This is a genomic window from Paraburkholderia elongata, from assembly GCF_013177735.1.
In the GTDB taxonomy this organism is placed as follows: Bacteria; Pseudomonadota; Gammaproteobacteria; order Burkholderiales; family Burkholderiaceae; genus Paraburkholderia; species Paraburkholderia elongata.
The window spans coordinates 23,480-46,878 of the sequence record NZ_WOEZ01000191.1 but is presented as its reverse complement, the minus strand read 5'-3'; the positions used below and the strand labels follow the sequence as shown (position 1 = coordinate 46,878).

General features: G+C 61.2%; 19 protein-coding genes. 13 read left to right on the top strand and 6 right to left on the bottom strand.

Features of this window, described 5'->3' with window-relative positions:
• Positions 1–131: 131 nt before the first annotated feature.
• The 6 genes from GNZ13_RS33630 to GNZ13_RS33605 all read left to right on the top strand — a co-directional run bounded on the left by GNZ13_RS33630 (position 132) and on the right by GNZ13_RS33605 (position 6,243).
• Positions 132–827: a DNA alkylation repair protein gene (locus GNZ13_RS33630; protein ID WP_172172588.1), complete on the top strand. Its 696-nt coding sequence runs from the start codon at positions 132–134 to the stop codon at positions 825–827.
• A gap of 285 nt (positions 828–1,112) precedes the next feature.
• A complete protein-coding gene (locus tag GNZ13_RS33625; protein ID WP_172172586.1) occupies positions 1,113–3,503 on the top strand; it encodes a HAMP domain-containing protein in 2,391 nt (796 codons plus the stop codon).
• A gap of 57 nt (positions 3,504–3,560) precedes the next feature.
• Positions 3,561–4,304 (top strand): methyl-accepting chemotaxis protein, encoded by a 744-nt coding sequence (locus GNZ13_RS33620; RefSeq protein WP_328807339.1) that lies wholly within the window; start codon positions 3,561–3,563, stop codon positions 4,302–4,304.
• Positions 4,301–4,840, top strand: coding sequence for a hypothetical protein (locus GNZ13_RS33615; RefSeq protein WP_172172584.1), 540 nt, complete (start codon positions 4,301–4,303; stop codon positions 4,838–4,840). Before GNZ13_RS33620 ends, GNZ13_RS33615 begins: the two co-directional genes overlap by 4 nt.
• Before the next feature lie 44 nt (positions 4,841–4,884).
• A complete protein-coding gene (locus GNZ13_RS33610) occupies positions 4,885–5,856 on the top strand; it encodes a chemotaxis protein CheX (RefSeq protein WP_172172582.1) in 972 nt (323 codons plus the stop codon).
• Between the two features lie 21 nt (positions 5,857–5,877).
• A complete protein-coding gene (locus GNZ13_RS33605) occupies positions 5,878–6,243 on the top strand; it encodes a response regulator (RefSeq protein WP_028196001.1) in 366 nt (121 codons plus the stop codon).
• A gap of 660 nt (positions 6,244–6,903) precedes the next feature.
• Here the strand turns inward: GNZ13_RS33605 and GNZ13_RS33600 are convergent.
• Together GNZ13_RS33600 and GNZ13_RS33595 are read right to left on the bottom strand one after the other, a co-directional pair.
• Positions 6,904–7,662: an SDR family oxidoreductase gene (locus GNZ13_RS33600; protein ID WP_172172580.1), complete on the bottom strand. Its 759-nt coding sequence runs from the start codon at positions 7,660–7,662 to the stop codon at positions 6,904–6,906.
• 54 nt (positions 7,663–7,716) lie between these two features.
• Entirely contained in the window at positions 7,717–8,679 is a 963-nt protein-coding gene (locus tag GNZ13_RS33595) for a GlxA family transcriptional regulator (protein ID WP_172172578.1), read from the bottom strand.
• A gap of 240 nt (positions 8,680–8,919) precedes the next feature.
• Between GNZ13_RS33595 and GNZ13_RS33590 the strand changes: the two genes are divergently transcribed.
• Positions 8,920–9,558, top strand: coding sequence for an HD domain-containing protein (locus tag GNZ13_RS33590; RefSeq protein WP_172172576.1), 639 nt, complete (start codon positions 8,920–8,922; stop codon positions 9,556–9,558).
• Between the two features lie 262 nt (positions 9,559–9,820).
• Complete coding sequence (locus tag GNZ13_RS33585) at positions 9,821–10,114, top strand: hypothetical protein (protein ID WP_172172574.1); 294 nt, start codon at positions 9,821–9,823, stop codon at positions 10,112–10,114.
• Between the two features lie 53 nt (positions 10,115–10,167).
• Here GNZ13_RS33585 and GNZ13_RS33580 read toward each other — a convergent pair whose 3' ends face one another.
• Both GNZ13_RS33580 and GNZ13_RS33575 read right to left on the bottom strand, forming a co-directional pair.
• The gene (locus GNZ13_RS33580) at positions 10,168–11,754 is read right to left on the bottom strand and encodes a Na+/H+ antiporter (RefSeq protein ID WP_172172572.1); all 1,587 of its coding nucleotides are present in this window, start codon (positions 11,752–11,754) and stop codon (positions 10,168–10,170) included.
• 1,041 nt (positions 11,755–12,795) lie between these two features.
• Positions 12,796–13,521: a GntR family transcriptional regulator gene (locus GNZ13_RS33575; protein ID WP_172172570.1), complete on the bottom strand. Its 726-nt coding sequence runs from the start codon at positions 13,519–13,521 to the stop codon at positions 12,796–12,798.
• A gap of 162 nt (positions 13,522–13,683) precedes the next feature.
• Here GNZ13_RS33575 and GNZ13_RS33570 point away from each other — a divergent pair, with 162 nt between their 5' ends.
• The 4 genes from GNZ13_RS33570 to GNZ13_RS33555 all read left to right on the top strand — a co-directional run bounded on the left by GNZ13_RS33570 (position 13,684) and on the right by GNZ13_RS33555 (position 20,299).
• Entirely contained in the window at positions 13,684–14,904 is a 1,221-nt protein-coding gene (locus GNZ13_RS33570) for a pyridoxal-phosphate-dependent aminotransferase family protein (RefSeq protein ID WP_172172568.1), read from the top strand.
• 276 nt (positions 14,905–15,180) lie between these two features.
• On the top strand, positions 15,181–16,467 hold the full coding sequence (locus GNZ13_RS33565; RefSeq protein ID WP_172172566.1) for an MFS transporter: 1,287 nt from the start codon (positions 15,181–15,183) through the stop codon (positions 16,465–16,467).
• A 37-nt stretch (positions 16,468–16,504) separates the two neighbouring features.
• Positions 16,505–17,254, top strand: a complete 750-nt coding sequence (locus GNZ13_RS33560) for a 2-keto-4-pentenoate hydratase (RefSeq protein WP_172172564.1) — start codon at positions 16,505–16,507, stop codon at positions 17,252–17,254.
• A 24-nt stretch (positions 17,255–17,278) separates the two neighbouring features.
• Positions 17,279–20,299, top strand: coding sequence for an FAD-binding and (Fe-S)-binding domain-containing protein (locus GNZ13_RS33555; RefSeq protein WP_172172562.1), 3,021 nt, complete (start codon positions 17,279–17,281; stop codon positions 20,297–20,299).
• A 13-nt stretch (positions 20,300–20,312) separates the two neighbouring features.
• Here GNZ13_RS33555 and GNZ13_RS33550 read toward each other — a convergent pair whose 3' ends face one another.
• Positions 20,313–21,251: an AraC family transcriptional regulator gene (locus GNZ13_RS33550; protein WP_236002311.1), complete on the bottom strand. Its 939-nt coding sequence runs from the start codon at positions 21,249–21,251 to the stop codon at positions 20,313–20,315.
• Between the two features lie 142 nt (positions 21,252–21,393).
• On the opposite strand from GNZ13_RS33550, the gene GNZ13_RS33545 reads away from it, so the two are divergent.
• Entirely contained in the window at positions 21,394–22,293 is a 900-nt protein-coding gene (locus GNZ13_RS33545) for a DMT family transporter (protein ID WP_172172558.1), read from the top strand.
• A 75-nt stretch (positions 22,294–22,368) separates the two neighbouring features.
• On the opposite strand, the gene GNZ13_RS33540 is transcribed toward GNZ13_RS33545, so the two are convergent.
• Complete coding sequence (locus GNZ13_RS33540) at positions 22,369–23,286, bottom strand: LysR substrate-binding domain-containing protein (RefSeq protein ID WP_172172556.1); 918 nt, start codon at positions 23,284–23,286, stop codon at positions 22,369–22,371.
• Positions 23,287–23,399: the final 113 nt, after the last annotated feature.

Here is a 23,399-nt window from a genome sequence, read left to right as displayed (position 1 = left end):
TCGGGAGCGCGTGCGGTGATAATGTTGCTACCTGTCAGCGCACTTTCGATTCGAAGGTGAGAAGATTCGGGAGACCTACCCGAACGCACCCAGCTGCGAGTTACTTTCCATTCACCTGGAGTACTTCCCCCATGACGCCAGACGCTTTTGGCGAAGAAATCAAGGCGGCGCTCGTGCCGCACGCCGACGCTCAACGCGCGCTTGCGATGCGCGCCTATATGCGTCACCACTTCGAGTTCATCGGTGTGCCGACCCCGCTGCGGCGGCAAGCGGTATTGCCGGTATTCAAGCGGCTGCCGGTGGAGAATGCCGATCATCTACTGGCGTGCGCGAATGTCTTATGGTCGATGCCGGAACGCGAATTCCAATACATTGCGACCGACCTGTTGGCGCGCAAATGGAAGACGCTTGCGGCGGCGGACATCGCACACTTATTAACGCTCGCTCAGCGGAGCGCCTGGTGGGATTCGATCGATCCGCTAGCGGGTGTCGTCGGCGACGTTCTGAAAGCGGCGCGAGCCCATACGCCGAAGGTGCAGGCCGCGATGGATGCGGCACTCCAGCACGAATCGCTGTGGGTTCGGCGCATTGCCATGATTCATCAACTCGGCTGGCGCGAGCACACCGACGAAGAGCGTCTTTTCGGGTACGCGCGAACGCTCGCCGCGGAAAGCGACTTCTTCATCCGTAAGGCTATCGGTTGGGCGTTGCGGGACTACGCGTGGCATGCTCCTCACGCGGTGAGCGCATTTCTTGCCGCTTCGCGGGACATCATGTCGCCGCTTACTGTGCGTGAGGCGTCGAAGCATCTGCCGTCGATTCGCTGAAGCGTCTGGCGAAAACAGCTGCCGTTCAATTAGCGTCGACGCAACGCCGGCTGTTGCAAAAAAACTACGCGCCGCGGGGCGAAAAACGACTGCCGTAAACGGCGTCGAAACCAAAAACTTTAGAAGAATATTTAATCTCGTTGGCGTGGCCAAACGCCCTGTAGTCACAGCTTAGTAATATGCCCCAGCAATACTCGGCAGCGCTGCAAGCTTGACTTAAATTCGCAAAAAACGCGCTGCTCCGATCGAGGGCTGACGCGAAGGCCATACCCTCGGGGGTTTCACATGACTATCCGTCATCGCATCACACTATTGGTTGTCTTGATGTTCGTCGCCTTGTCGGCGATAGGCGGTTACGCCGTGTATCAGACACGCGGCAGCGCAGCCGAAGTACGCAAAGTGACGGAAGGCGTGGTGCCTAGCGCGCTGGCTTCCGCTGACCTCGTCTCGCAAGTCAAAGACGTACAGCTCGCGACCATGACGTTGGTCTACGCGCCGGACGCCAACATGGTCGCCCAGGCACAAGACGAACTGAAGAAGAAAAAGGCCTCGTTGCAACAGGCCCTCGCGCTGCAAGCCAAAGACGCCGCGAGCCACGCCCAGCAAGGTCTTGTCTCCCAGGCCAACGACAGCCTCGAGAACTACTTCTCCGCTATCGCCGAGACGGCGAAAATGAAGGCCGACGGCAAGAACGAACTCGCGCAAGCGTATCTGTTCGCGAACGTCGCGCAGTATCGCGACGAACTCGAAGGCATCGTCGAAACCCTGCGCGTCGAGAAGAACCGCCAGAAAGACGAGGCGATCACCGCACTGAACGCCACGCTTTCCACCACCACGACAGCCATCGCTGCAGTCACCGGCATCGCGATCATTCTGCTGACCTTCATCGGCACGCTGCTCTACCGTCAGATCACCCGTCCGCTCAGCCGCATGCAAGCCATGATGAGCGAGATCGCGTCGAGTCAGGATTTCACGCGCCGCGTGCCGGTGGGCCGGCTGGATGAGATCGGTCACTCGATCGTCGCCTTCAACGGCATGATCGAAAAGATTCAGGAAAGCTCGGCGCAACTCAAGCAGAAGACCGCCGACATTCAGGCGATGTTGCAGAACATGCAGCAAGGTATTTTGACGGTGATCGACGGCGCCGTGATCCACGCGGAGTACTCGGCGTATCTGGAAGACATCTTCGAAACGAAAGACATCGCCGGTCGCGGTCTGATGGATCTGGTGTTCTCGGATACCGATCTCGGCTCGGACGTGCTCTCGCAAGTCGATGCGGCAGCGCATGCGTGCCTCGGCGAAGACTGCATCAACTTCGCGTTCAATCAGCATCTTCTGGTCGGCGAAATTTCGAAGCGCATGCCCGATGGCCGTGTGAAGATCCTCGACCTCAGCTGGTCGGCGATCACCGACGAAAACGACGTGATCGGGCGTTTGATGCTGTGCGTGCGCGACGTCACCGAACTGCGCAAGCTCGCTGCGGAAGCCAGCGAACAGCGCCGCCGTCTCGACATGATCGGCGAGATTCTCGCGGTGAGCGAAGAGAAGTTCCATCACTTCATCGAAAGCTCCGCGGGTTTTGTCAGTGAGAACGAGCGCATCATCCGCAAGCATTCGGAAGCGGACCATGCCGCGATCGCGGAGCTGTTCCGCAACATGCACACCATCAAGGGCAATGCGCGGACCTACAACCTGGCGCATCTGACCAATGTCGTCCATGAAACCGAGCAGAGCTATGACGAACTGCGCCAACCTGACGCGGACCGATCGTGGGATCAGGAACACCTGATGCAGGAGTTGACGCGCGTGCGCGAGGCGATCGAGAGCTACGCCAGAATCAACGAACAGAGCCTTGGCCGCAAGGCCAAAGCCGGCACGAACAACGCCGGCAACGCAAGCCGTTACGTGATGGTCGAAAAGGACCAGATTCAGCAGACCCTAAGCATGCTGGACAAGACGAACGCCAGCGAACTCCACGAATTGCAGTCGATGCGCGATGCGATGCGCCGAACCTTGCTCGCCTTGGGCAGCGAAAGCGTGCGCGATGCGCTATCCGGCGTGCTGGACTCGCTGCCTTCGCTCGCGCAGGAACTGGGCAAGCCGGCGCCGACCGTGCGCATCGACGACAACGGCTATCGTCTGCGTGGTCAGGCAGGCGGCACGCTGAACAACGTGTTCATGCATCTGCTGCGCAATTCGATGGACCACGGTATCGAAACCGCCGAGGCGCGCAGCGCACACGGCAAGACACCGGCAGGCACGATCGATATCGAAGTGGGGGTCGACAATCACGCGCTGCAGATCACGCTCAGCGACGACGGTCGCGGCCTCGCGCTCGAACGGATTCGCGGCATTGCTATGGAGCGCGGCTGGATCGGCAGCGACGAACAGCTGAGCGACGAAGCCATCGCCGAATTCGTTTTCCGGCCAGGCTTCTCTACTGCTGCAACAGTCACGGAAGTGTCGGGCCGTGGCGTGGGCATGGACGCCGTGCGCGACTTCCTCAAGCGCGAGAACGGCCGCATTGAACTGCGCTTCACCGACGATCACAAGGGCGCCTCGTTCCGTCAGTTCCAGACGATCGTCTGCCTGCCGGATAGCGTCGCAGTCGACACGCTGGGTGTGGACGCGCGCGGCGACGCCGGCGAAGTGCAACTCGACACGATGGCAGATTGAACGTTGGTCGAACGCGGATTGACACGCGTTTCGCGACGGACTTCGGAAGGATAGGTTGTGATTCAACAGTACGAACAGTACGCCTTGGCGGCGGTGGCAGGCAGCGCGGTGACCGCGCTGTTGGCATTTGTCGTGCACAAGTTGCAAAGCACGAGACTGACGGCACGACTGCGCGCCGAAGCGGATGCCCGGATCGAAGCGCTGTCGGCGGAACAGGCGGACCACGGTGAAGCGATCCGCGAACGCGAACAGGCCGCGCAAGAGATGGAAGCGTTGGCCGCACAGTTGCATGAGGAACTGAGGCAGCAATCGGCCAGCGTCGAAGAGCTGCGCGCAACGCTGAAAGCAGCGACCGACGACAAAGACCAGTGGGCGCATCAGGCGCAACAGATCGCCGGCGAAGCCGCGCGTCTGAAGAGCCTCGGCGCGACATTCGAGCGTTGGCACGAGCAGATGATCTCGCTGATGACGCAGAACCACGACATGCACGCGAAGAATCAGGAGCTGTCGTCGATCGTCCGGCATGTGGTGATCGTGTCGCTGAACGCGTCGATCGAGGCCGCGCGCGCGGGTCCGGCCGGACGCGGCTTCGCGGTGGTGGCAAGCGAGGTCCGGGCACTCGCCGCGCGTTCTGAGGAATTGTCGAAAAGCTATCGCGATAGCCTGCATCGCAACGACCTGACCACCACTTCCACGTTCCAGGACATTCAGGCGGGCGGCAAGATGATCGCGGCGTCGCTCTCCAGCGTCGAATCGCTCGCCAACCAGTTTCACTCGAAGCTGCACCAGGTGTCGATGTGATCACGGGCAACGCGAAGGACAGCTTCGAACGCATTTTCCGCAAGGCGGCGCAGACGCGCTTGCCGCGGGATTCAGGCGATACGTGCGAGATCGCGTCGCTCGCCGAGGTTGGCATGGGCGCTACGAAGGACACCCAGGTGGTCGTGCTGACCATCTCGTCGATCGTGTTCAGACTGCTGCTGATCCTTCACTTCGACGAAAACGACAGCACCCGCAACTACTACCTGAAAGAGGCCGACGAACTGCCTTTCCAGGAAGCCTTTCTGGAAATTTGCAATCTGTGCTGCGGCGCGATGAATCAGGAACTGCTGCACTATTTTCCTGACCTCGGCATGTCGACGCCTTATGTATTGAGCGCGAGTTGTCTGCGGCATCTGCCGGAATTGAAGCCGGGTTTGCTGTCCTCGTATTCGATCACGCTTAACGGTTCCGTGCAGCTCGCCGCGACGATATGCGTGTGCGCGCATGCGTCGATCGACTTCGTGGCGGACACGAGCGCAATTGAAGAATCCAGCGGTGAGCTGGAGTTGTTTTGAGTGTTGACCATGACGTCGATATCCGCAGCGAGCAGGAATGCGAAATGAACATGAATAAACCGGTCAGCAAGGTGCTGGTGCTGGACGACTGCCCGGTGCATAAAGAGGCGCTGAAGCGCTTCTGCGACGAGCACAATCTGGTCGGCGTGAAAGTCGGCAAGAACCGCTTGCAGTCGGTGTTGCGCTCGAACATCGATCTGGGCGCGGTTCTGTTCGCTGAAAGCTACGGCGGCTCAGCCGAAGCGAGCGCCGAAATCGCGGTCAGGATCAACGCGGTGCGCCCCGAATTGCCGATCATCATGCGGCGGGATGACGATCCGAGCCTCGACGGTTTGCCGGAGAGCTTGCGCCGCGTGGTCTGCGCGGCCTACGTCGCGCACGATATGGCGCCGCTGCGCAAGGTGATCGACGAATACATTTTCAGCCTGGATTATCCGAACGCGCTAGTGCGTGGCATCGCCGACATGACGCAGGCGATTCTCGGCGACGTGTTCAAGGACCTGACCATCACCTGCGATACGCCTTATATCGTGCGCGACCGGATCATCTTCGGCGAGGTGTTCAGCCTGATTCCGCTGGAAAGCGCGTGGTGTCGCGGTTACATGATGATGCAGGCGGAAGAGGCGCCGATTCTCGAACTGCTCGATCGCTATCGGATGACCGATAACTCAGAAGACGGCGAAGCAAACTTCCGCGACCTGAATGGCGTGCTCGGCGAGGTGACGAATCTGATCTGGGGTTCGTTCAAGAACCGCTATGTCGGCGATGCGGACGCCTGGCTGCGCAGCCAGGTGCAGGTGCCGCTGCTGGTGAATCACAAGCACAAGTACATCTCGTTCGGCAGCGGCAATCCGCAACTGTGTTTCATGTACTCGCTGACTGACCCGCAGTCGGGCCGTTCGGTCAAGCTGCATCAACGTTTTGTGTTCAGCCTGAGCTGGTCGCCGGAAGACTTCAAGGAAGTCACGGACGATGTCGGCGCGATGGTCGAAGCGGGTGAACTGGATCTGTTCTGAGTGTTGTCATAGGAAACAAACATGTCGAAAATTCTGGTGGTGGATGATTCGAGCACGGTGCGCGACGAAGTGGCCGGCTTTCTGAAGAAGAACGGTCTGGACGTCGACACGGCGGTGGACGGCAAGGACGGCCTCGCCAAACTGAAGGCCAGCCCTGGCATCAAGCTGGTGATTAGCGACGTCAACATGCCGAACATGGACGGCCTGACGATGGTCGAGAAGATTCGCGGCGAACTCGCGAACACGACCGTCAACGTCATCATGCTGACGACCGAGAGCAGCCCGGCGATGAAAGAGCGCGGCAAGGCGGCGGGCGTGAAAGGCTGGATCGTCAAGCCGTTCAAGGGCGACGCGGTGCTGGAAACGTTCCGCAAGCTGGCGAGCTAGACGCTGCACGGGCGGCGAACCGGCCAAAGGTGAGGGTTTTCGGGAGTCCTCGCGCCGGTGATTTGCGAAGCATGATTCGCTATAACGGCGGCGGTTGAAACACGCTAGTCTGCGGACATGTGCCAACTGCTCGCGCTCACGCTGAACGAGCCGGCTGCCTTGACGGCGACCGGCCTTCCGAATGCCTTCAAAAAAACTCAAAGGTGAGAACATTCGGGAGTCGACAGGCAAGCATCGACACGTGAGCCCGCACGCATCATTCCGCCTCACCCTCCAGCAATTCCGAAGACGACTCCCGCAAGCATTCGCTGGTAAGCGCAAGCGCCTGACACACACCACCTCTTACCTGGGTATGCAGATTACTCAACCCTCTCCAAAGGTGAGGGTTTGCGGGAGTAGCCTGTTCAGAGCCATTGATGCCACGCCCAGCATGCCTTTGCGGCCTGCCCCCAAGCCCGGAAGGTGAGCTTTTTCGGGAGCCGCCCCATGGACACTTCGCGCCGAACCTCAACCGCTCCGTGCCAAAGGTGAGACTTTTCGGGAGCAGGCGCGCGCATCGTACCGTGACTTTGCGAGCGCGGCGCGATGGTTGCGCCCGGCGTGTGAGTATCGGTGTATCGGCCGAAAGGTGAGGTTTTACGGGAGCGTGGCGCTCTCGTGTCAGCCTTGCTTCGCGACTTCGCGAATATCGGCTACCGGCGATTGCCCGAACGCATCGCTGAAGGCGTAGTCGAGCAACTGGGTGGCGCATTGTTCAGGTGTAGAAAGTTGGCCGTTGCGCTTGAGGTCTTCGAATTTTTCGCGCATCGGGAACTGCTCGGTGCCGCTGCCGCGAATCTCCGCCTGCATATTCGTATCGATCACGCCCGGCGCCAGGCTGCAAATACGCAGCCCACGATTCGCGTCGAGTGCAACGGCTCGTGCGTGATGATCGAGCGCGGCCTTGGTCGCGCAGTAGATGCTCCAACCGGGATATGCATTGCGCGCCGCGCCGCTAGAGATATGCACGATGCGCCGGTCGGTCGCGTCGACGCTGGCTGCGGCGAGCGCGCTCGCCAGCATCAGCGGCGTGGCCACGTTCAGGCTCACGGCTGTGGCAATGTCCGTGGCGTCCTGGTCTTCGATCGGACCGATCGGCTGAACCATGCCCGCGTTGTTGATCAGCAGTACGCTCTGCGCGCCGCTGACGAAGCTGCGCAGTGCATCGCTTGCGACCCACTGCGCCACGCGCGTAGGATCGGCAAGCTCGAGTTCGATTTCTTCGAGCAGCGTTGGGAAACGCGCTTTGAGCGTGGCGTGACGCGAGCGGGACAAACCCAGTACCGCGACGCCGCGCGCCAGCAGTTGTTCAGCAAGGGATGCGCCAAGGCCGCGAGCGTGGCCGGTAACGATCGCTCGAATCGGAGAAGAGGTGGACATGTCGTTCCTTGTGATCGTTGGCTTGAGAAGACCGCCATTTTCTCACGCTCACCTTCACGTTGAGCGAAAGCGCTCGCGATATTGCATCGGCGTGACGCCGATCCGCTTCGTGAAGACAATACGCATCCGGTCCGCGGTGCCGAAGCCGCAGTCGTAGGCAATCGCCTTGAGCGCTGCATCGCTGCTTTCGAGCAACTTGCGCGCCGCATCCACGCGTGCACGCTCGACGAACTCGTGTGGCGTCACCTTGGTCTCCTGCACGAACACGCGCGCAAAATTGCGTGCGCTCATTCCCGCGACGCCCGCCAGTTGTTTGACCGTGAAGCTCTCGCGAATCCGCTCCATCACGTGCGCCTGAACTTTAGCGACCGGTGAGGTGTCATCGGCTGGAGCGATGAGATAAGGACTGAACTGCGACTGCCCGCCTTGTCGCTGTGCAAACACCACCAGCCGTTTGGCGACGGCGAGCGCTGTGTGCGGTCCGTGATCCTCGGCGACCAACGCAAGCGATAGATCGATACCCGCCGTTACACCCGCCGACGTGACCAGGTTGCCGTCGCGCAGATAGATCCGGTCGAAATCGACGTGTGCGTGCGGAAACTGCTCGGCGAGTTGCGCCGCGTGCTGCCAGTGCGTTGTGACATTGCGCGCGTCGAGCAGTCCGGCATGGCCGAGCGCGAACGCGCCGGTGCAGATCGAGCCATAACGTGTGGACTGCGTGGCGATGCGCGATAACCATTCCAGCAAACGTGTGTCGGGCGCGGTAGCGTCGGGCAGCGCGGGGCCGCCTGCAACCAGCGCAAGGTCAAACGGTCGGCGCGATTGGTCGAAAGTGGCATCGGCGATGAGCGTCATGCCGTTGGAGGCACGCAGCGGACCCGGCTCCGCGCTCACCAGCGTGACCTCATAGCGATCCTGCGGCGCGATGAAGCGATTGGCTTCGGAGAACACATCGACTGGACCGGCGACGTCGAGCGCCTGCACGCCAGGGAAGATCGCGATCGCAACGGTAGGCATCGAATGATTTCCTTTGACGATGGACGGAATCCGCAACCTGCGGCAGTCAACGCGGTGCGTTTGGCAGTGTTCAACGGTTCGTGGCGATTGCCCGCGACAGCGCGCTGACCAATACTGAACTTCATCGGACGCGCTGCTTGAACGGTCAGAAAAAGCATCGCGGACCAGCATACCAAACGCGCCATCAACTCACAAAGGCCGCGCGTCCGGTTCATTCAAGTCTTTCATGGAGCACTTCACATGACCACGATCGCAGGCATCCAGATCCCCGACAGCATGATGGCGCGCGAAGCCACGCAGCTCGTGCGCGATACCGAAACCGAGTTGCTCTACCACCATTCACGGCGCGTGTTCCTGTTCGGCTCGCTGGCCGGCGCGCGCAAGCAACTCAAGTACGACCCCGAGCTGCTGTACATCGGTGCGATGTTTCATGACATGGGGCTCGTCGCGCCGTATAGCAGCGAGCATGATCGATTCGAGGTGGACGGCGCGAACGCGGCGCGTGATTTTCTGCAGCGCCACGGCATCGGCGAAGACGATATCGAGCAGGTGTGGAACTCGATTGCGCTGCACACCACGCCTGGGATTCCGCAATACATGAAGCCGGTGGTCGCGCTGGTGACGGCGGGCGTGGAGATGGATGTGCTGGGCCTTGCTTACGATGAGTTCAGCGAGCAGCAACGTCATGAGGTGATTCACGCGCACCCGCGCGGCGCGCATTTCAAGGAAGGCATCATCGACGCATTCGCGCACGGCACGATCCACAAGCCGGAAACGACTTTCGGCAACGTAAAGGCGGACGTGCTGGCGCTGAAAGACCCGCATTATCATCGTGAGAATTTCTGCACGATGATTCTGGGGTCGGCGTGGAGGGATTAGTCGGCACATCGTCGCGAAAGTGACAGCGACATAGAAAAAAGATCACCGGCGCAATTTTCATTCAGCATGTCATTTCCAGTAAGCGTTCGCGACTAAACCCATGAAACACCCGGACGATCGTGCACGGTGGCCAGCCCCGGGTGTTGCATTCCCAGACCCGGCGTAGGCAGCGGATCGACCGCGGCCTGTCTGTCTGAGCGTTTGAATGTCGCCTATGTAGCCGGTTTTCAAACCCGGCTACTCACTTGAGACTGGAGATGACATGAAATCGATTCGAGCTGTAATGATGTGTAGCTTGTTGCCACTCGCGCTTATCGCGGGTTCTGTACAGGCTCAGGGAATAGGGCGTGCCGGCACCTATCTGATGCCGCCGAACTTCGGCATGATGATGGAGAAGCTGACTCCTGAGCAGCGTACTCAGGCCATCGGCATTGAGCAGAAAATGATGCAGATGGAAATGGAGTATCAGGACTCGGTCGCGCAGATGGAGATGAAGCATGCGCATGAAATGATGCAAATGCAGAATCAACTGCTGGATATTTTCAAAGGCCATTGAACTCAGCACGGTTCGACCGGTTCGCGTCTCGACTACCGTCAGACGCGGCCCGGTCATCCTCTGCCATGCATCGCAGCGATTTCCTGCAAATCCAGATCGTGTTCGAGAATGGTCAGCAGTTCGTCATGAATCAAACCCGTTCGGTGCATACGCAATAGTTCGGCGCGTCCTGCGGAAACGGCGGCGAGGACTACGTCGTAATGCGCCGCACGGGCATCCGAAGGATACGCGGCCTCGCTTTGATAGGCCTCGGTAATGCGCGCGCGATAGCTGTACTGCTCTAGCAATCGTGGATGAATCACCTGTCCATGTGCGTCATGCACCAGCGGTTGGATTGCCGCAAGCTGCGCCGCCTCGAGCCGTGCCCACGCCTGCGGCTCGGTCAGATGCTGGGCATTTCTCTCGGACGCGTGGTCGGGATTGACCCAGCGAATCAGCGGTCCGATCGTGGTCCCTTGCCCGAGCACGGTCACGAGAATCACCGCGAATGACGCGACCAGAATCAGATCGCGCCCAGGCATCGCTTCGGGCAACGAGAGCGCGATCGCCAGCGTCACCACGCCGCGCATGCCGGCCCAACTCGTCACCGTCGCCGAGCGCCAGTCGAGCGCAATGTTTGCGCGCGGCATCAGCTTGCACGCCAGTCCCTTCAACCATTCGACGGCGAACACCCATACGAAGCGCGACAGCACGACCGCTGCGATCACCGCACCGACGGAGGGTGCAAACGTCGTCAACGTGTCGCCGACACCACCCAGCCGCACGATCACGCCGCGCAGCGATAGCCCGATCAGAATGAACACCATGGCTTCCATCAGGAAGATCAGGACCTGCCAGAAGGCTGTGCCGCGGGTACGCACCGAAGCTGAAAAGACTTCGTGCTGATGCCAGCCAAGCACCATTCCGCAACTGACAGTCGCGATGACGCCCGAGACGTCCAGCATGTCGCCGGCGATGTAGCTGATCCACGGGGAGAGTGCGGATGCGGTGATGATGAGGTAGGCGTCGTCGAGGTAGCGCAGCAGCTTGACGATCACGAAGCCGATCGCGATGCCCACCGCCACGCCACCCAGGCCGAGCACGGCAAACTGCCCGACTGCGTGTTGAGCGCTGAACGTGCCGGTCAGCGAGGCCGCGACCGCGAAGCGGACCAGCACGATGCCGGCGGCGTCGTTGAGCAGGCTTTCGCCTTCGAGGAGCACCATCAACCGGCGCGGCAGCGCGACGCGTTCCAGTACGGCCTTCGCGGCGACGGCGTCCGGCGGCGACACGATCGCACCCAGCGCGAAGCACGCGCTCCACGGTAAGGCCGGCACCACCCAATGCACGACCAGGCCGACTGCGAGGGTCGTAAACGCGACGGCGCCGATGGCGAGCAGCAGGATGCCGCCAATGTTGCGCTTGAATTCGTCCCAGACGGAGAAGTACGCGCCGTCCATGAGGAGCGGCGGCAGGAACACGACCAGGACCAGTTCGGGATCGAGATTGACGGGTGGCAGGCCTGGCACGAAGGCCATTGCGGCGCCGCCGACCAGAAGCGCTGCGGCCGGTGGCAGACGCAGCCGCTTGGCGAGCAGTTCGAGGCCGATCATCGCGGCAAGCGACAGCAGGACGAGTTTGAAGGCCATGACGGAGGACATGCGGGAGCCTCGACGAGTGGCGTGGAGCGGGAGTTACTTTTTATCACACGATTGCGGGTGCGCCGGGGTTTCTGCCTGCGGCTGAGCCGGTGGGAGATACGCCTGCGGCGTCAAGCACTTGGCTTGACTGTGCGCAGGTTGTCCACAGCCTTGATCACAAATTATGTGGATAAGTTTTTGCCTGCTCGGCGCTTCTTGTTCGTTTGCATGCCTGCGGTGTTGGTCGTTCCTTGATCGGGTTTTTTGGCCTTTCCTTGATTTGATATTGGTCTATTAGCGTTCGCCCCTGTGCGGGGCAGGCACTTACTTTCTTTGCCGCCGCAAAGAAAGTAAGCAAAGAAAGCGGCTCCAACCGCTAATTCTTAAGCGGGTCCCCTGGCTTGGAGGGGGTAGTGGAGCATCTGGAATCTGTGCCCTCGCACATTCGGCGTGAGTGACAAAGCGCTCATCAGCTCCCACTCCGCACTGCGTGCGTCGCGGATGGGACTGCATGGGGAACCAGTGGCTTCGTTTGCGCGTGGTGGGGGCCATCGGCTTCGCCTCGGCGATGCGCCGCTGCTCTCGTGGGCGCCCCCCCACTTCGAATGAAGTGTCGGTGTGTTGCCCCGGGGCGGTGGCGATGACGAGCCGGGGTTCTAAGCAAGACGCGAGCGCTAAAACACAGCGAACGGCTTTAAGAGGTACTCTTCGGCGCGCGCAGCGCCGCCGGAAGTATGACGGCTTTGTCACTCACGCCGAATGTGCGAGAACACAGATTCCAGATGCTCCACTACCCCCTCCAAGCCAGGGGACCCGCTTAAGAATTAGCGGTGTGAAGCCGCTTTCTTTGCTTACTTTCTTTGCGGCGGCAAAGAAAGTAAGTGCCTGCCCCGCACAGGGGCGACGCTAATAGACCAATAAGAAATCAAGGAAAGGCCCAGAAACCAGATCAAGGAAAGGCCAACACCGCAGGCATACAGACGAACAAGCACCGCGAACGAAAGTAAACGCCAACACCCCAAGAAGCGCCTACAAATGCCGCCGCCAAAGGCAAAAAAACCATCAAGCCTTCAGCGGCGAACCCGCCACCTCCTCCCGCGACTGCACCTGCAAAACCGCATCCCTCTTATCCAGCAAATGCTGCCGAAGAATCGCGCTCAACTTCTTCCCATCCCGCGCCTCGAGCGCCTTCAACATCTCATCGTGATCATGAATCGCGCTATCCCACTTGGGGATCTGAAAATTCGACCGAAACCGCAACGCCTGCAGGCGTCGATTAACAGCGACATAAGTCTGCCGCAGTGCTGAATTCCTCGCCGCCTCATTGATCTTGTCGTGAATTGCCTGGTTGCGGCTGTAGTACCCGGCCAGATCGTTCTGCGTCCGGCAAGCCAGCATCGCGTAATGCAACGCCTTGATCTCCGCAAGCTCGGCAGCCGTCATCCGCTCGGCCGCCAACTCGCCGGAAAAAGCCTCAAGACCACTCATCAATTCGAAGGTCTCGCGCAACTCCGCTTCCGACATCTTCGACACCGACGCGCCCCGATTCGGCGAAATCTCGATCAGCCCTTCAGCGGCCAGCACCTTCAGCGCCTCCCGCAACGGCGTGCGCGAAATCCCAAGCGTCTCGCATAACTCGCGCTCGTTCAGTTTCTTGCCCGGCTCGAGCACCCCCTCGACGATAAAGCGGCGAATGTGCTCCACCACCGTGTCGTGTAAACGCTGACGCTCGACCTTCGGCATCAGCGGGGAAGCGGTCACACCCGCATCGAAATCCGAATTTTGCATACAAAAGCCCTCAGCATCGTGTCAGATGAGATTTTATCGGAAGCATAAAGATTAGTTAATAGCGCGGGTAAACACGGGTGCCAGCACGCAATTTTCGTCTTGGGATCGTCACGGATCGTCTGATATAGTTTTTTGCATGCAAAATTCAATCGGAGGAGCCAAATGCTCAAGCTAGACTTTCACCCCGCTGGCCGTCACTTCCTGCAGATCCCGGGTCCGAGCCCGGTGCCCGATCGCATTCTCCGGGCGATGAGCTACCCGACCATCGATCACCGCGGTCCCGAGTTCGGCGAACTCGGTCTGAAGGTGCTCGAAGGCATCAAGAAAATCTTTAAGACGCAGCACCCGGTGGTGATCTATCCGGCCTCCGGCACCGGTGCCTGGGAAGCGGCACTGTCGAACACGTTGAGCCCCGGCGACAACGTGTTGATGTTCGAAACCGGTCACTTCGCGACGCTGTGGAAAAAGATGGCGGAAAGCCTCGGGTTGAAGCCGGAGTTCCTCGGCTTGCCCGGCATCGAAGGCTGGCGGCGCGGTGTTCAGCCGCACATGATCGAAGAGCGCCTGCGCGCCGACACGCAGCACGCGATCAAGGCGGTGTGCGTCGTCCATAACGAAACCTCCACGGGCGTCACCTCGGATATCGCCGCCGTGCGCCGCGCGATCGACGCCGCCGGCCACCCGGCGCTGCTGCTGGTCGACACGATCTCGGGCCTCGCTTGCGCCGACTATCGCCATGACGAATGGGGTGTCGACGTCACCGTGTCGGGCTCGCAAAAGGGTTTGATGCTGCCGCCGGGCATCAGCTTCAACGCGATTTCGCCGAAGGCAGTGGCCGCCAGCAAGCAGGCCAAATTGCCGCGCAGCTTCTGGGACTGGACCGACATCGTCGAGATGAACAAGACCGGCTACTGGCCGTACACGCCGAACACGAACCTGCTGTACGGGCTTCATGAGGCGCTGGAGATGATTCTCGGCGAAGGGCTCGACAACGTGTTCGCCCGTCACGAGCGTCTCGCCGAAGCCACCCGCCGTGCGGTTCGCGCGTGGGGTCTGGAAATCCAGTGTGCGGATCCCGCTGTGTATAGCCCGGTGCTGACCGGCGTGATGATGCCGGAGGGCATCGATGCGGACGCGGTGCGCAAGGTCATCTACGAACGCTTCGACATGTCGCTCGGCACGGGCCTCGGCAAGATGAAAGGCCGCATGTTCCGCATTGGCCACCTGGGGGACTGCAACGACCTGATGCTGCTGGCGACGCTGGCCGGTTGCGAAATGGGTCTGCGGCTCGCGGGCGTGCCGCTCAAGGAGAGTGGCCTGCCTGCCGCTATGGAGTGGCTGAGCCAGCCGACGCACGCGTCGGGACTGAAAGCAGCGGCTTAAGCGCGTCAGCGCAACCGCAACGGCGCTATGACGCGCATCGGTGCAGTCGCGGACTGGCGCCACGCGCATCGGTACGTCAGCGCATCCGCGCAACAGCCGACAAGCAACAGCGCATCTCGCAGCAAGGGAAGCCGGGAAGCACTTCCCTCACGAAGCCGCGCATAGAACGCGGCCCATGAACAACATGCGATGTTCCCGCGGCGTATGTCGCTGACGGGCGACGACGCAGCGCGCCATTCCAGGCGTGCCGTCGATAGACTGCAATGGAGAGAGACGATGAAGCGGTTTCGTGTGAGCAGTGCGACCAGTATCGTTTTAGTGATGCTATGCATCATGTACTTCATCACTTACCTGGACCGCGTCAACGTCAGCACCGCGGCCGCGGGATTCGGCAAGGAATTCGGCCTCTCGCATACGGAAGTGGGCCTGGTGTTTTCGGCCTTCGCTTATCCGTATCTGATTTTTCAGATCATCGGTGGCTGGGTCAGTGACCGCTTCGGTGCGAAACGTACGTTGATTTTCTGCGGCGCTATCTGGGGCGTCGCGACTTTACTGACCGGTCTCGCCGGTGGCCTGGTTTCATTGCTGGCCGCGCGCGTGTTGCTCGGCTTCGGCGAAGGCGCCACGTTTCCTGCTGCGACCTCCGCGATGGCGCGCTGGGTCGCGAAAGAAAAACGCGGCTTTGCGCAGGGGATCACACACGCTGCATCGCGTATCGGCAACGCAATCGCACCCGGTTTGATCGTGCTGGTGATGGCGACCTGGGGCTGGCGCGAATCGTTCTACATCTGCGGCGTGTTCAGCCTGCTGTGGGTGGCAGTGTGGTCGTTCACGTTCACCGAACATCCGAAAGATCATCCGCGTATCACGACCGAGGAACTCGAAGTCTTGCCCGCGCCGAAGCCGAAGGCGGTCGGCGTGCCGTGGGGAAAACTGTTTCGCCGCATGTGGCCGGTCACGATCGTGTACTTCTGCTACGGCTGGACTTTGTGGCTGTTCCTCAGCTGGATTCCGCAGTACTTCCTGCACAGCTATCACCTGCAACTGCAAAAGTCGGCGATCTTCGCATCGGTCGTGTTCTTTGCCGGTGTGATCGGCGACACGCTTGGCGGCATCGTGACCGACTGGATCTTCACGCGGACCCGCAGCCTGAAGCGTGCGCGAAGCTGGATGGTGTCGGTGTGCATGCTGTTCTGTCTGTTCTCGCTCATTCCGCTGATGTTCACGCACAGCCTGTATCTGTCGATGGCGTGTCTCGCGTCAGGCTTCTTCTTCGCCGAAATGACGATTGGCCCGATGTGGGCGATTCCGATGGACATCGCGCCGGAATACTCGGGTACCGCGAGCGGCATGATGAATACCGGCTCGGCATTGGCCGCGATCATCTCGCCGGTGGTCGGCGGATTTCTGATCGACTACTTCGGCAGTTGGGAGTTGCCGTTCGTCGGCAGCATGCTGTTGATGGCGCTCGGCGTGGTGCTCGCGTTCCGCATGCAACCGGAAAGCAAGTTCGAACTCAACGCGGCCGACAAAGCGCACGCCACCACGGGCGTGGGTGCATAAGCAGACTGCACCGTTCCCTCTCTTCGCCTTTAAAGCAATGACAACACCACTGAGTCAACGTCTCGCCGACGCGCGCCGCAATCACCTGACGCTCGATGCGTTGCCGCCGGAGCAAACGCCCGCAGACGGCGCCGCCGCCTACGCGATTCAGCACGACATCTTGCGCGTACTGGACGCGCCGATCGGCGGCTGGAAGATCGGCGCGAAGTCCGATAGCGGTCCGATCCAGGGCGCACCGTTGCCTGCGAGCGATCTGCACGCCGACGGCGCACGGTTTCCGCGCGAAGCCTTCGCGCCGCTGGGACTTGAACTGGAGATCGCATTCCGCTTCGGCCGCCGCTTCGAGCCTTCCACAACGACCTATAGCGAAGCCGACGTGCATGCAGGCATCGGCTCGATCGGCGCGACCATCGAGATCGTGGCGAGTCGTTACGCCGGCTGGCCCAAGATCGACAAGCTTGCACAACTCGCGGATTTGCAGAATCACGGTGCGCTGGTCGTCGGCGAATTTACGCCGTATCGTGAGGATTTTCCATTTGTGGCGCCGTCGGCCCGCTTCAGTTTTGAAGGGCGTGACGTGGTCGAGACGACGCCCACCAATCCGGCAGGCGATCCGCGGCGCCTGCCGACGTGGCTCGTCAATCACGCCACGTCGCGCGGCATCGCTGTCACGCCGGAGATGGTCGTCACCACCGGTTCGTACACCGGAATGTTTTTTCCGCAGAGTGCGGGCACGGCGAGCGGGTGTATTGAAGGGCTCGCACCGATCAGCCTGACGCTGTACTAGCCCGTTTTCTTATAGGCCGACGATATGACGAACCCCACTTCCGCTTTACTCGTCAAGCCGATCCATCTGGTCCCGTCCGCCGCGCGCCTGATGACGCCGCTTGCGCAGCATCTGCGCAAATCACTGCGCGGCGACGTGTTGTTCGATGCGGCGAGCCGCGGCCGTTATGCAACCGATGCGTCGATCTATCAGATCACGCCGATCGGCGTGGTGGTGCCGCGCGATCAGGATGATATGCGCATCGCACTGGAAATCGCGCGTAGCGAGAAAGTACCGTTGCTCGCACGCGGCGCGGGCACGAGCCAATGCGGCCAGACCGTCGGCGAGGCGCTGGTGATCGACACCAGCAAGTGGCTGAACAACATCGTCGCGTTCGATGCCGACGCGCACACGGTGACGGTGGAACCCGGCGTCGTGCTGGACCATCTGAACGCGTGGTTGAAGCCATATGGCCTGTGGTTTCCCGTTGACGTCTCGACGGCGGCGCAATGCACGATCGGCGGAATGGCCGGCAACAATTCGTGCGGCTCGCGCTCGATCGAATACGGCAATATGGTGCACAACGTCGACGCGATCGACGCCATTCTCGCCGACGGCAGCGAAGCACGTTTCGCCTCATTGCGAGAGGCGCCGCAAGGCGCGCGCTTGCAGCAGATAGTTGAAGGCGTGAAGCGGATTGCCGAGCGGGAGCATGATGAAATCGTCGAACGCATACCGAAGGTCCTGCGTCGTGTAGCGGGCTACAACATCGACCTGTTCGATTGCCAGAACCCGCGCGCGTACACCGACGACGGTATCGCCAATCTCGCGCATCTGCTGGTCGGTTCGGAAGGCACGCTTGCGTTCAGCCGGCAATTGACGCTGAAGCTCGCGCCGCTACCAACGCATAAAATGCTGGGCGTGGTGAATTTCCCGACCTTCTGGCAGTCGATGGATCTCACGCAGCACATCGTCAAGCTGAAGCCGGTGGCCGTGGAACTGGTCGATCGCACGATGATCGATCTGGCGATGAGCAATCCTGCCTTCCGGCCGGTGATCGAGAAGGCGCTGGTCGGCGAGCCGCAAGCGATCCTGCTGGTGGAATTCGCGGGCGATGACCGTGACCAGCAACTCGCGTCGCTCAAACAACTCACCGAGCTGATGGCCGATCTAGGCTTGCCCGATTCGGTCGTCGAGATGCCTGCCGAGAACGAGCAGAAAGCTCTGTGGGAAGTCCGCAAAGCCGGGCTGAACATCATGATGAGCATGAAGGGTGACGGCAAGCCGGTCTCCTTCATCGAAGATTGCGCGGTGCCGCTCGAACATCTGGCGGAATACACGAGCCGCCTGACCGAAGTGTTCCACCGGCACGGTACCGAAGGCACTTGGTATGCCCATGCGAGCGTCGGTACGCTGCACGTGCGGCCGATTCTCGATATGCGGCGCGACGGCGCGGTGAAGATGCGTGCGATCGCCGAAGAAGCGGCGGCCTTGGTGCGCGAATACAAGGGCGCGTATTCGGGCGAGCACGGCGACGGCTTGTGCCGCGGCGAATGGGTCGCGTGGCAATACGGACCGCGTCTGAACCAGGCATTCACCGAGATCAAGGCGCTGTTCGATCCGGACAACCGCTTCAATCCCGACAAGATCGTGCGTCCGCCGAAGATGGACGACGCGCGTAATTTCCGCTTTGCGCCGGGCTACCAGGCACGTCGGATCGAGACTGCGCTCGACTGGTCCGCATGGAACGTCGAACGCGATCCGCTGACAGGGCAGGAGACGCTGCCGGGCAGCGGCAACGATCTGTCGGGCGGTCTCGCGAAGGCCGTCGAGATGTGCAACAACAACGGCCATTGCCGCAAGTTCGACGCGGGCACCATGTGCCCGAGTTATCGCGTGACGAAGGATGAGCAACATGTGACGCGGGGACGTGCGAACACGTTGCGTCTGGCAATCTCCGGGCAACTCGGCGAAGCAGGTCTCGCCAGCGACGACGTCAAGGACACGCTCGATTTGTGCGTCTCGTGCAAGGGCTGCAAGCGCGATTGCCCGACGGGCGTCGACATGGCGAAGTTCAAGATCGAGGCGCGGGCGGCGCGCGCCAAAGTGCATGGGCTGCGTCTGCGCGACAGACTCGTGGCCTTCATGCCGCGCTATGCCGCAACGGCGAGCCGCGTGCCGGGATTGATGGCATTGGCCGACAACGTGCCGGTGCTGTCGGCGTGGCTTAAACGCTCGGTGGGCTTTGCATCTGAACGTAAGTTGCCACGCTTCAAGAAATCATTTCTATCTAGCGCAGTGACAGCCAAGCCGGCTCAAGGCGGCACGCTGAAAGAAGTGCTGTTGTTCGTCGACACATTCAACAACAACATGGAGCCTGAAAACGCGCGCGCCGCGCAGCAGGTGCTGGAAGCTGCCGGTTACACGGTGCACTTCAATACGCGCCGGGGCGAGCGGCCGGTGTGTTGCGGCCGAACCTTCCTTGCGGCCGGTCTGGTCGATGAAGCGAAGCAGGAAGCACGGCGCATGCTCGATCTCTTCAAACCGTTTGTCGAGCGCGGCGTGCCGATCGTCGGGTTGGAGCCGTCGTGCCTATTGTCATTGCGTGACGAGTTTCTGCACTACGGTTTCGGCGAAGAAGCACAACGGCTTTCGAAACAGGCGTTTCTGTTCGAAGAGTTTCTGGTGCGTGAGGAAAAGGCCGGGCGCTTGCAGCTTGCGTTGAAGCCGCTGGCCAAGGAGCAGGCGCTCGTACACGGCCACTGCCATCAAAAGGCCTTCGACGCGTTCACGCCCGTGCAAACCGTGCTGAAGTGGATTCCCGATCTCAAGGTGTCGACGGTGGAATCGTCGTGCTGTGGGATGGCGGGCAGCTTCGGCTACGAAGCCGAACATTACGCCACATCGCAGGCGATGGCGGAACTCTCACTGCTGCCGGCGGTGCGCAAGATGGACGGCAACACGGTGATGGTCGCGGACGGCACGAGTTGCCGGCATCAGATTCACGATGGCGCGGGCGTCGACGCTATCCACGTGGCGCGCGTGCTGGCGATGGCTTTGGAGTGAGGACCCTCAGCCACTATCCAGCGCTGACCACCTGCCGATACGCTGCCGGCGCCACGCCGACGCTTTCACGGAAACGATGGCTGAAATGGCTGGCGTTCGCATAGCCGCATTGTTCGGCGACTTGCGCGAGCGGCAGTCTCGTGGTGCGCAGCAGCGTGCGTGCGCGTTCCAGCCGTTGCTGCGCGATCCAGGCCGCAGGCGGTAGTCCGAACGACGTGCGAAACATGCGCGCCAGATGAAATTCCGACAGCGCCGCTACACCGGCAAGTTCACCGAGTGTGAGTGTTTGCGCGAGATGATTCTCGATGTAGTCGCGCAAGCGCCGCCGGGTCGCGACCGACAGACCGCCCTTGAGCGATGCGTCCGTGCGGCGCACGCCTTGTGCGCGCAGCAGCAGACTCAATACCTGATGAGCCGTTTCATTGGTCCGCAGCAGGCCATCGGGGTCCTGCCAATCTTCATTCGCGAGCGATTGACACAGGCTCGCGATGCGGGCGTCTTCGAAATAGGTGCGATCGGCAAGCGTCAATTCGCGCGGCTCTTGATCGAGTTCCTGCACGGCGCGCTGCGTGAAGTGTTCGGGCAAGAAGTAAAGATGCATGAAATGCATGTGGCCGCGCACCCACCAGCGCGATTCATGCTCGCCGGGCAAGGCGCAGAGCCGCGACGGCGCGCCGTAGCGCCCGGGCATTTTTTGACGCTCAGTGCGATAGCCGCCATCCAGATAGCACGACAGCGTGTGATGGCCGGGCCGCTCATAGATGGTCTCGGCTTCCTCGGTGTCGCGGGTCCAGACGGCGATGGCGAGCCGATCGCCCAGCCACGCGAAGCGTTCGAGATTCGCGTTGGCGCTCTGCAGCGTGTGACAGACCGACTGAAGGCCGAACGGCGTTTCGGTGGATTCGATCACGGGGGCGGGCGGTCTGGCGTTCACGGAACGAGCGGGATGCATTCGATGACAGGGTAAGCGTCAGTATAGGGCGAGCGATCACCGGCCGCGCGTCCCTCCGAAAAAGTGCGCAATCCTGGACAAGTGCGGCCGCCGGCGTTGCAGCATAGTGGGACTCCCGCTTATTGCTGCTGCAGGCTTCGTCATGAATCTTTCGCTCTATGCCGTCACCGTGCTCATCTGGGGCACCACGTGGATCGCGATCAAATGGCAATTGGGTGCGGTGCCGCCGCCGGTGTCGATTGCGTGGCGCTTCTGGATCGCCGCCCTGGTGCTGTTCGCGTTGCTGCGCATCATGCGCCGGCCGATCTGGCCGCCGCGCGCCGCATGGCGCTTCCTGGCCGCGCAAGGCTTGGCGCTCTTCTGTCTCAACTTTCTGTGCTTCTACTATGCCGAACAGGTGGTGCCGAGCGGCCTCGTCGCGGTGGTGTTTTCCACCGCGCCGCTGCTGAATTCGATCAACGGCCGGCTCTTCATGGGCCGTCCTTTGCAACCGTCGGCGATTGCCGGTGCGGCGTTGGGACTCGTCGGCATCGTGTGCCTGTTCGTCCAGCAGATGGCAGGACACCTGGGCGACCACACGGTATGGTTGGGACTCACGATCGCGTTTCTTGGCACCTTGTGTTTTTCAGCCGGCAATCTGCTGTCGAGCCGGATGCAATCGATGGGTCTGCACCCGTTCGCCACCAATAGCTGGGCAATGCTGATCGGCGCCAGCATCTTGACGGTGGGAAGCGCGCTGGCCGGCTTTTCATTCTCCATCGAGCCTGACGCGCGTTATCTCGGCGCGCTCGCTTATCTGGCGATCTTCGGCTCGGTGATCGGCTTTACCGCCTACCTGATGCTGGTCGGGCGCATCGGGCCGGAGCGGGCCGCCTACTGCACCGTGTTGTTTCCGATTGTGGCGCTGGCGGCGTCGACGGTATTCGAGGGCTACCGATGGTCCGCGTTGGCGGTGCTCGGGCTCCTGCTGGTGGTGGCGGGGAATCTGGTGGCGTTCGATCTCACGCGGCGTATTTTTGTGCGACGCGTGAGGACTTCCTGAGGACGCGGTGCCTGGGGGCCAACCGCGCCCCCTCGGACGGCTCCGCGAATGACGGTGCTTTGGGGCGACGGCGCCTTAATCCGACGCCGCCCACTCCGGCCGCTTGCCAAGGCTGTCGAACAGTTCGAGTATCGTCGCCTTGACCTTCTGCACGGCATTGCTCAGTAGTGCCGTGTCGTGCCAGCAGAGCGACAGGTCGCGCGCGAACAACCGGTGATCGACCTTCGCAAGCTTGAGCTTGTGCTCATCGAGTTCAACGTGCGCGGCGGTCCACGGCAGGATTGTCACGCCTAACTTAGCCATCACCGCCGCGAATAACAATGCGGTGGAACTGGCCTCGAACAGAATCTCGCACGGCAGCCCGGCTTCGCGCAGCGCCCACTCGACGCGGCTGCGAATCGTATTCGGTGCGCTCGGCAGGATCAGCGGCATGCGCGCGAGTTCGGTGATCGACACCGGCTCGCGCGGCATCTGAAATTCTGGCCAGGCGATCAGATAGAGCGCCTCGGTGAGCAGCCTTTGCGCGGCGACCCCGCGCGTTTCGACCGCGTCCACCACGACGGCTAGGTCCACCCGTCCGCTACCGATCAGACTGCCGAGCTCCGCGCTTGGTGCTTCGACCAACTCCAGCACGATGCCGGGGTAACGGTCACGAATCGTGCGTGCAAGGGGGATCGCCACCATCCGCGCCGTGCTCGACGGCATGGCGACCGACACTCTGCCCTGCGGCAGCTCGGCGTCCTGCCGCAGCAGTTCGCGCGTACTGTCGGCCTGCCGCAGCAACTCGATCGCGTGCCGGTAAAGCGTTTGCCCGGCTGCGGTGGGCGCCACACCCTGCACGCTGCGCTCGAGCAGCTGCATCCCCAGATCGCGCTCCAGATTGCGCATCTGCTGGCTGATCGCGGGCTGCGCGATATGGAGCGCTTCGCTCGCGCGCGTGACGTTGCCGCACTCCACCACTTTGACGAAATACCGCAGTTGCCGCAGGTCCATGCGCGTCGCTCGCTCCTTCATCCCATAACGAAATCCGATTGAGCTAGAGAAATATCATATTTTTCGATTATCGAGCGCGTTCTTATACTCAATCCACAAAAAACCGAAGCGTG

Coding starts and splice junctions, on each gene's coding strand:
- GNZ13_RS33630 (WP_172172588.1), top strand. CDS start 132: ATGACGCCAGACGCTTTTGGCGAAGAAATCAAGGCGGCGCTCGTGCCG.
- GNZ13_RS33625 (WP_172172586.1), top strand. CDS start 1,113: ATGACTATCCGTCATCGCATCACACTATTGGTTGTCTTGATGTTCGTC.
- GNZ13_RS33610 (WP_172172582.1), top strand. CDS start 4,885: ATGAACATGAATAAACCGGTCAGCAAGGTGCTGGTGCTGGACGACTGC.
- GNZ13_RS33605 (WP_028196001.1), top strand. CDS start 5,878: ATGTCGAAAATTCTGGTGGTGGATGATTCGAGCACGGTGCGCGACGAA.
- GNZ13_RS33600 (WP_172172580.1), bottom strand. CDS start 7,662: ATGTCCACCTCTTCTCCGATTCGAGCGATCGTTACCGGCCACGCTCGC.
- GNZ13_RS33595 (WP_172172578.1), bottom strand. CDS start 8,679: ATGCCTACCGTTGCGATCGCGATCTTCCCTGGCGTGCAGGCGCTCGAC.
- GNZ13_RS33590 (WP_172172576.1), top strand. CDS start 8,920: ATGACCACGATCGCAGGCATCCAGATCCCCGACAGCATGATGGCGCGC.
- GNZ13_RS33585 (WP_172172574.1), top strand. CDS start 9,821: ATGAAATCGATTCGAGCTGTAATGATGTGTAGCTTGTTGCCACTCGCG.
- GNZ13_RS33580 (WP_172172572.1), bottom strand. CDS start 11,754: ATGTCCTCCGTCATGGCCTTCAAACTCGTCCTGCTGTCGCTTGCCGCG.
- GNZ13_RS33575 (WP_172172570.1), bottom strand. CDS start 13,521: ATGCAAAATTCGGATTTCGATGCGGGTGTGACCGCTTCCCCGCTGATG.
- GNZ13_RS33570 (WP_172172568.1), top strand. CDS start 13,684: ATGCTCAAGCTAGACTTTCACCCCGCTGGCCGTCACTTCCTGCAGATC.
- GNZ13_RS33565 (WP_172172566.1), top strand. CDS start 15,181: ATGAAGCGGTTTCGTGTGAGCAGTGCGACCAGTATCGTTTTAGTGATG.
- GNZ13_RS33560 (WP_172172564.1), top strand. CDS start 16,505: ATGACAACACCACTGAGTCAACGTCTCGCCGACGCGCGCCGCAATCAC.
- GNZ13_RS33555 (WP_172172562.1), top strand. CDS start 17,279: ATGACGAACCCCACTTCCGCTTTACTCGTCAAGCCGATCCATCTGGTC.
- GNZ13_RS33550 (WP_236002311.1), bottom strand. CDS start 21,251: ATGCATCCCGCTCGTTCCGTGAACGCCAGACCGCCCGCCCCCGTGATC.
- GNZ13_RS33545 (WP_172172558.1), top strand. CDS start 21,394: ATGAATCTTTCGCTCTATGCCGTCACCGTGCTCATCTGGGGCACCACG.
- GNZ13_RS33540 (WP_172172556.1), bottom strand. CDS start 23,286: ATGGACCTGCGGCAACTGCGGTATTTCGTCAAAGTGGTGGAGTGCGGC.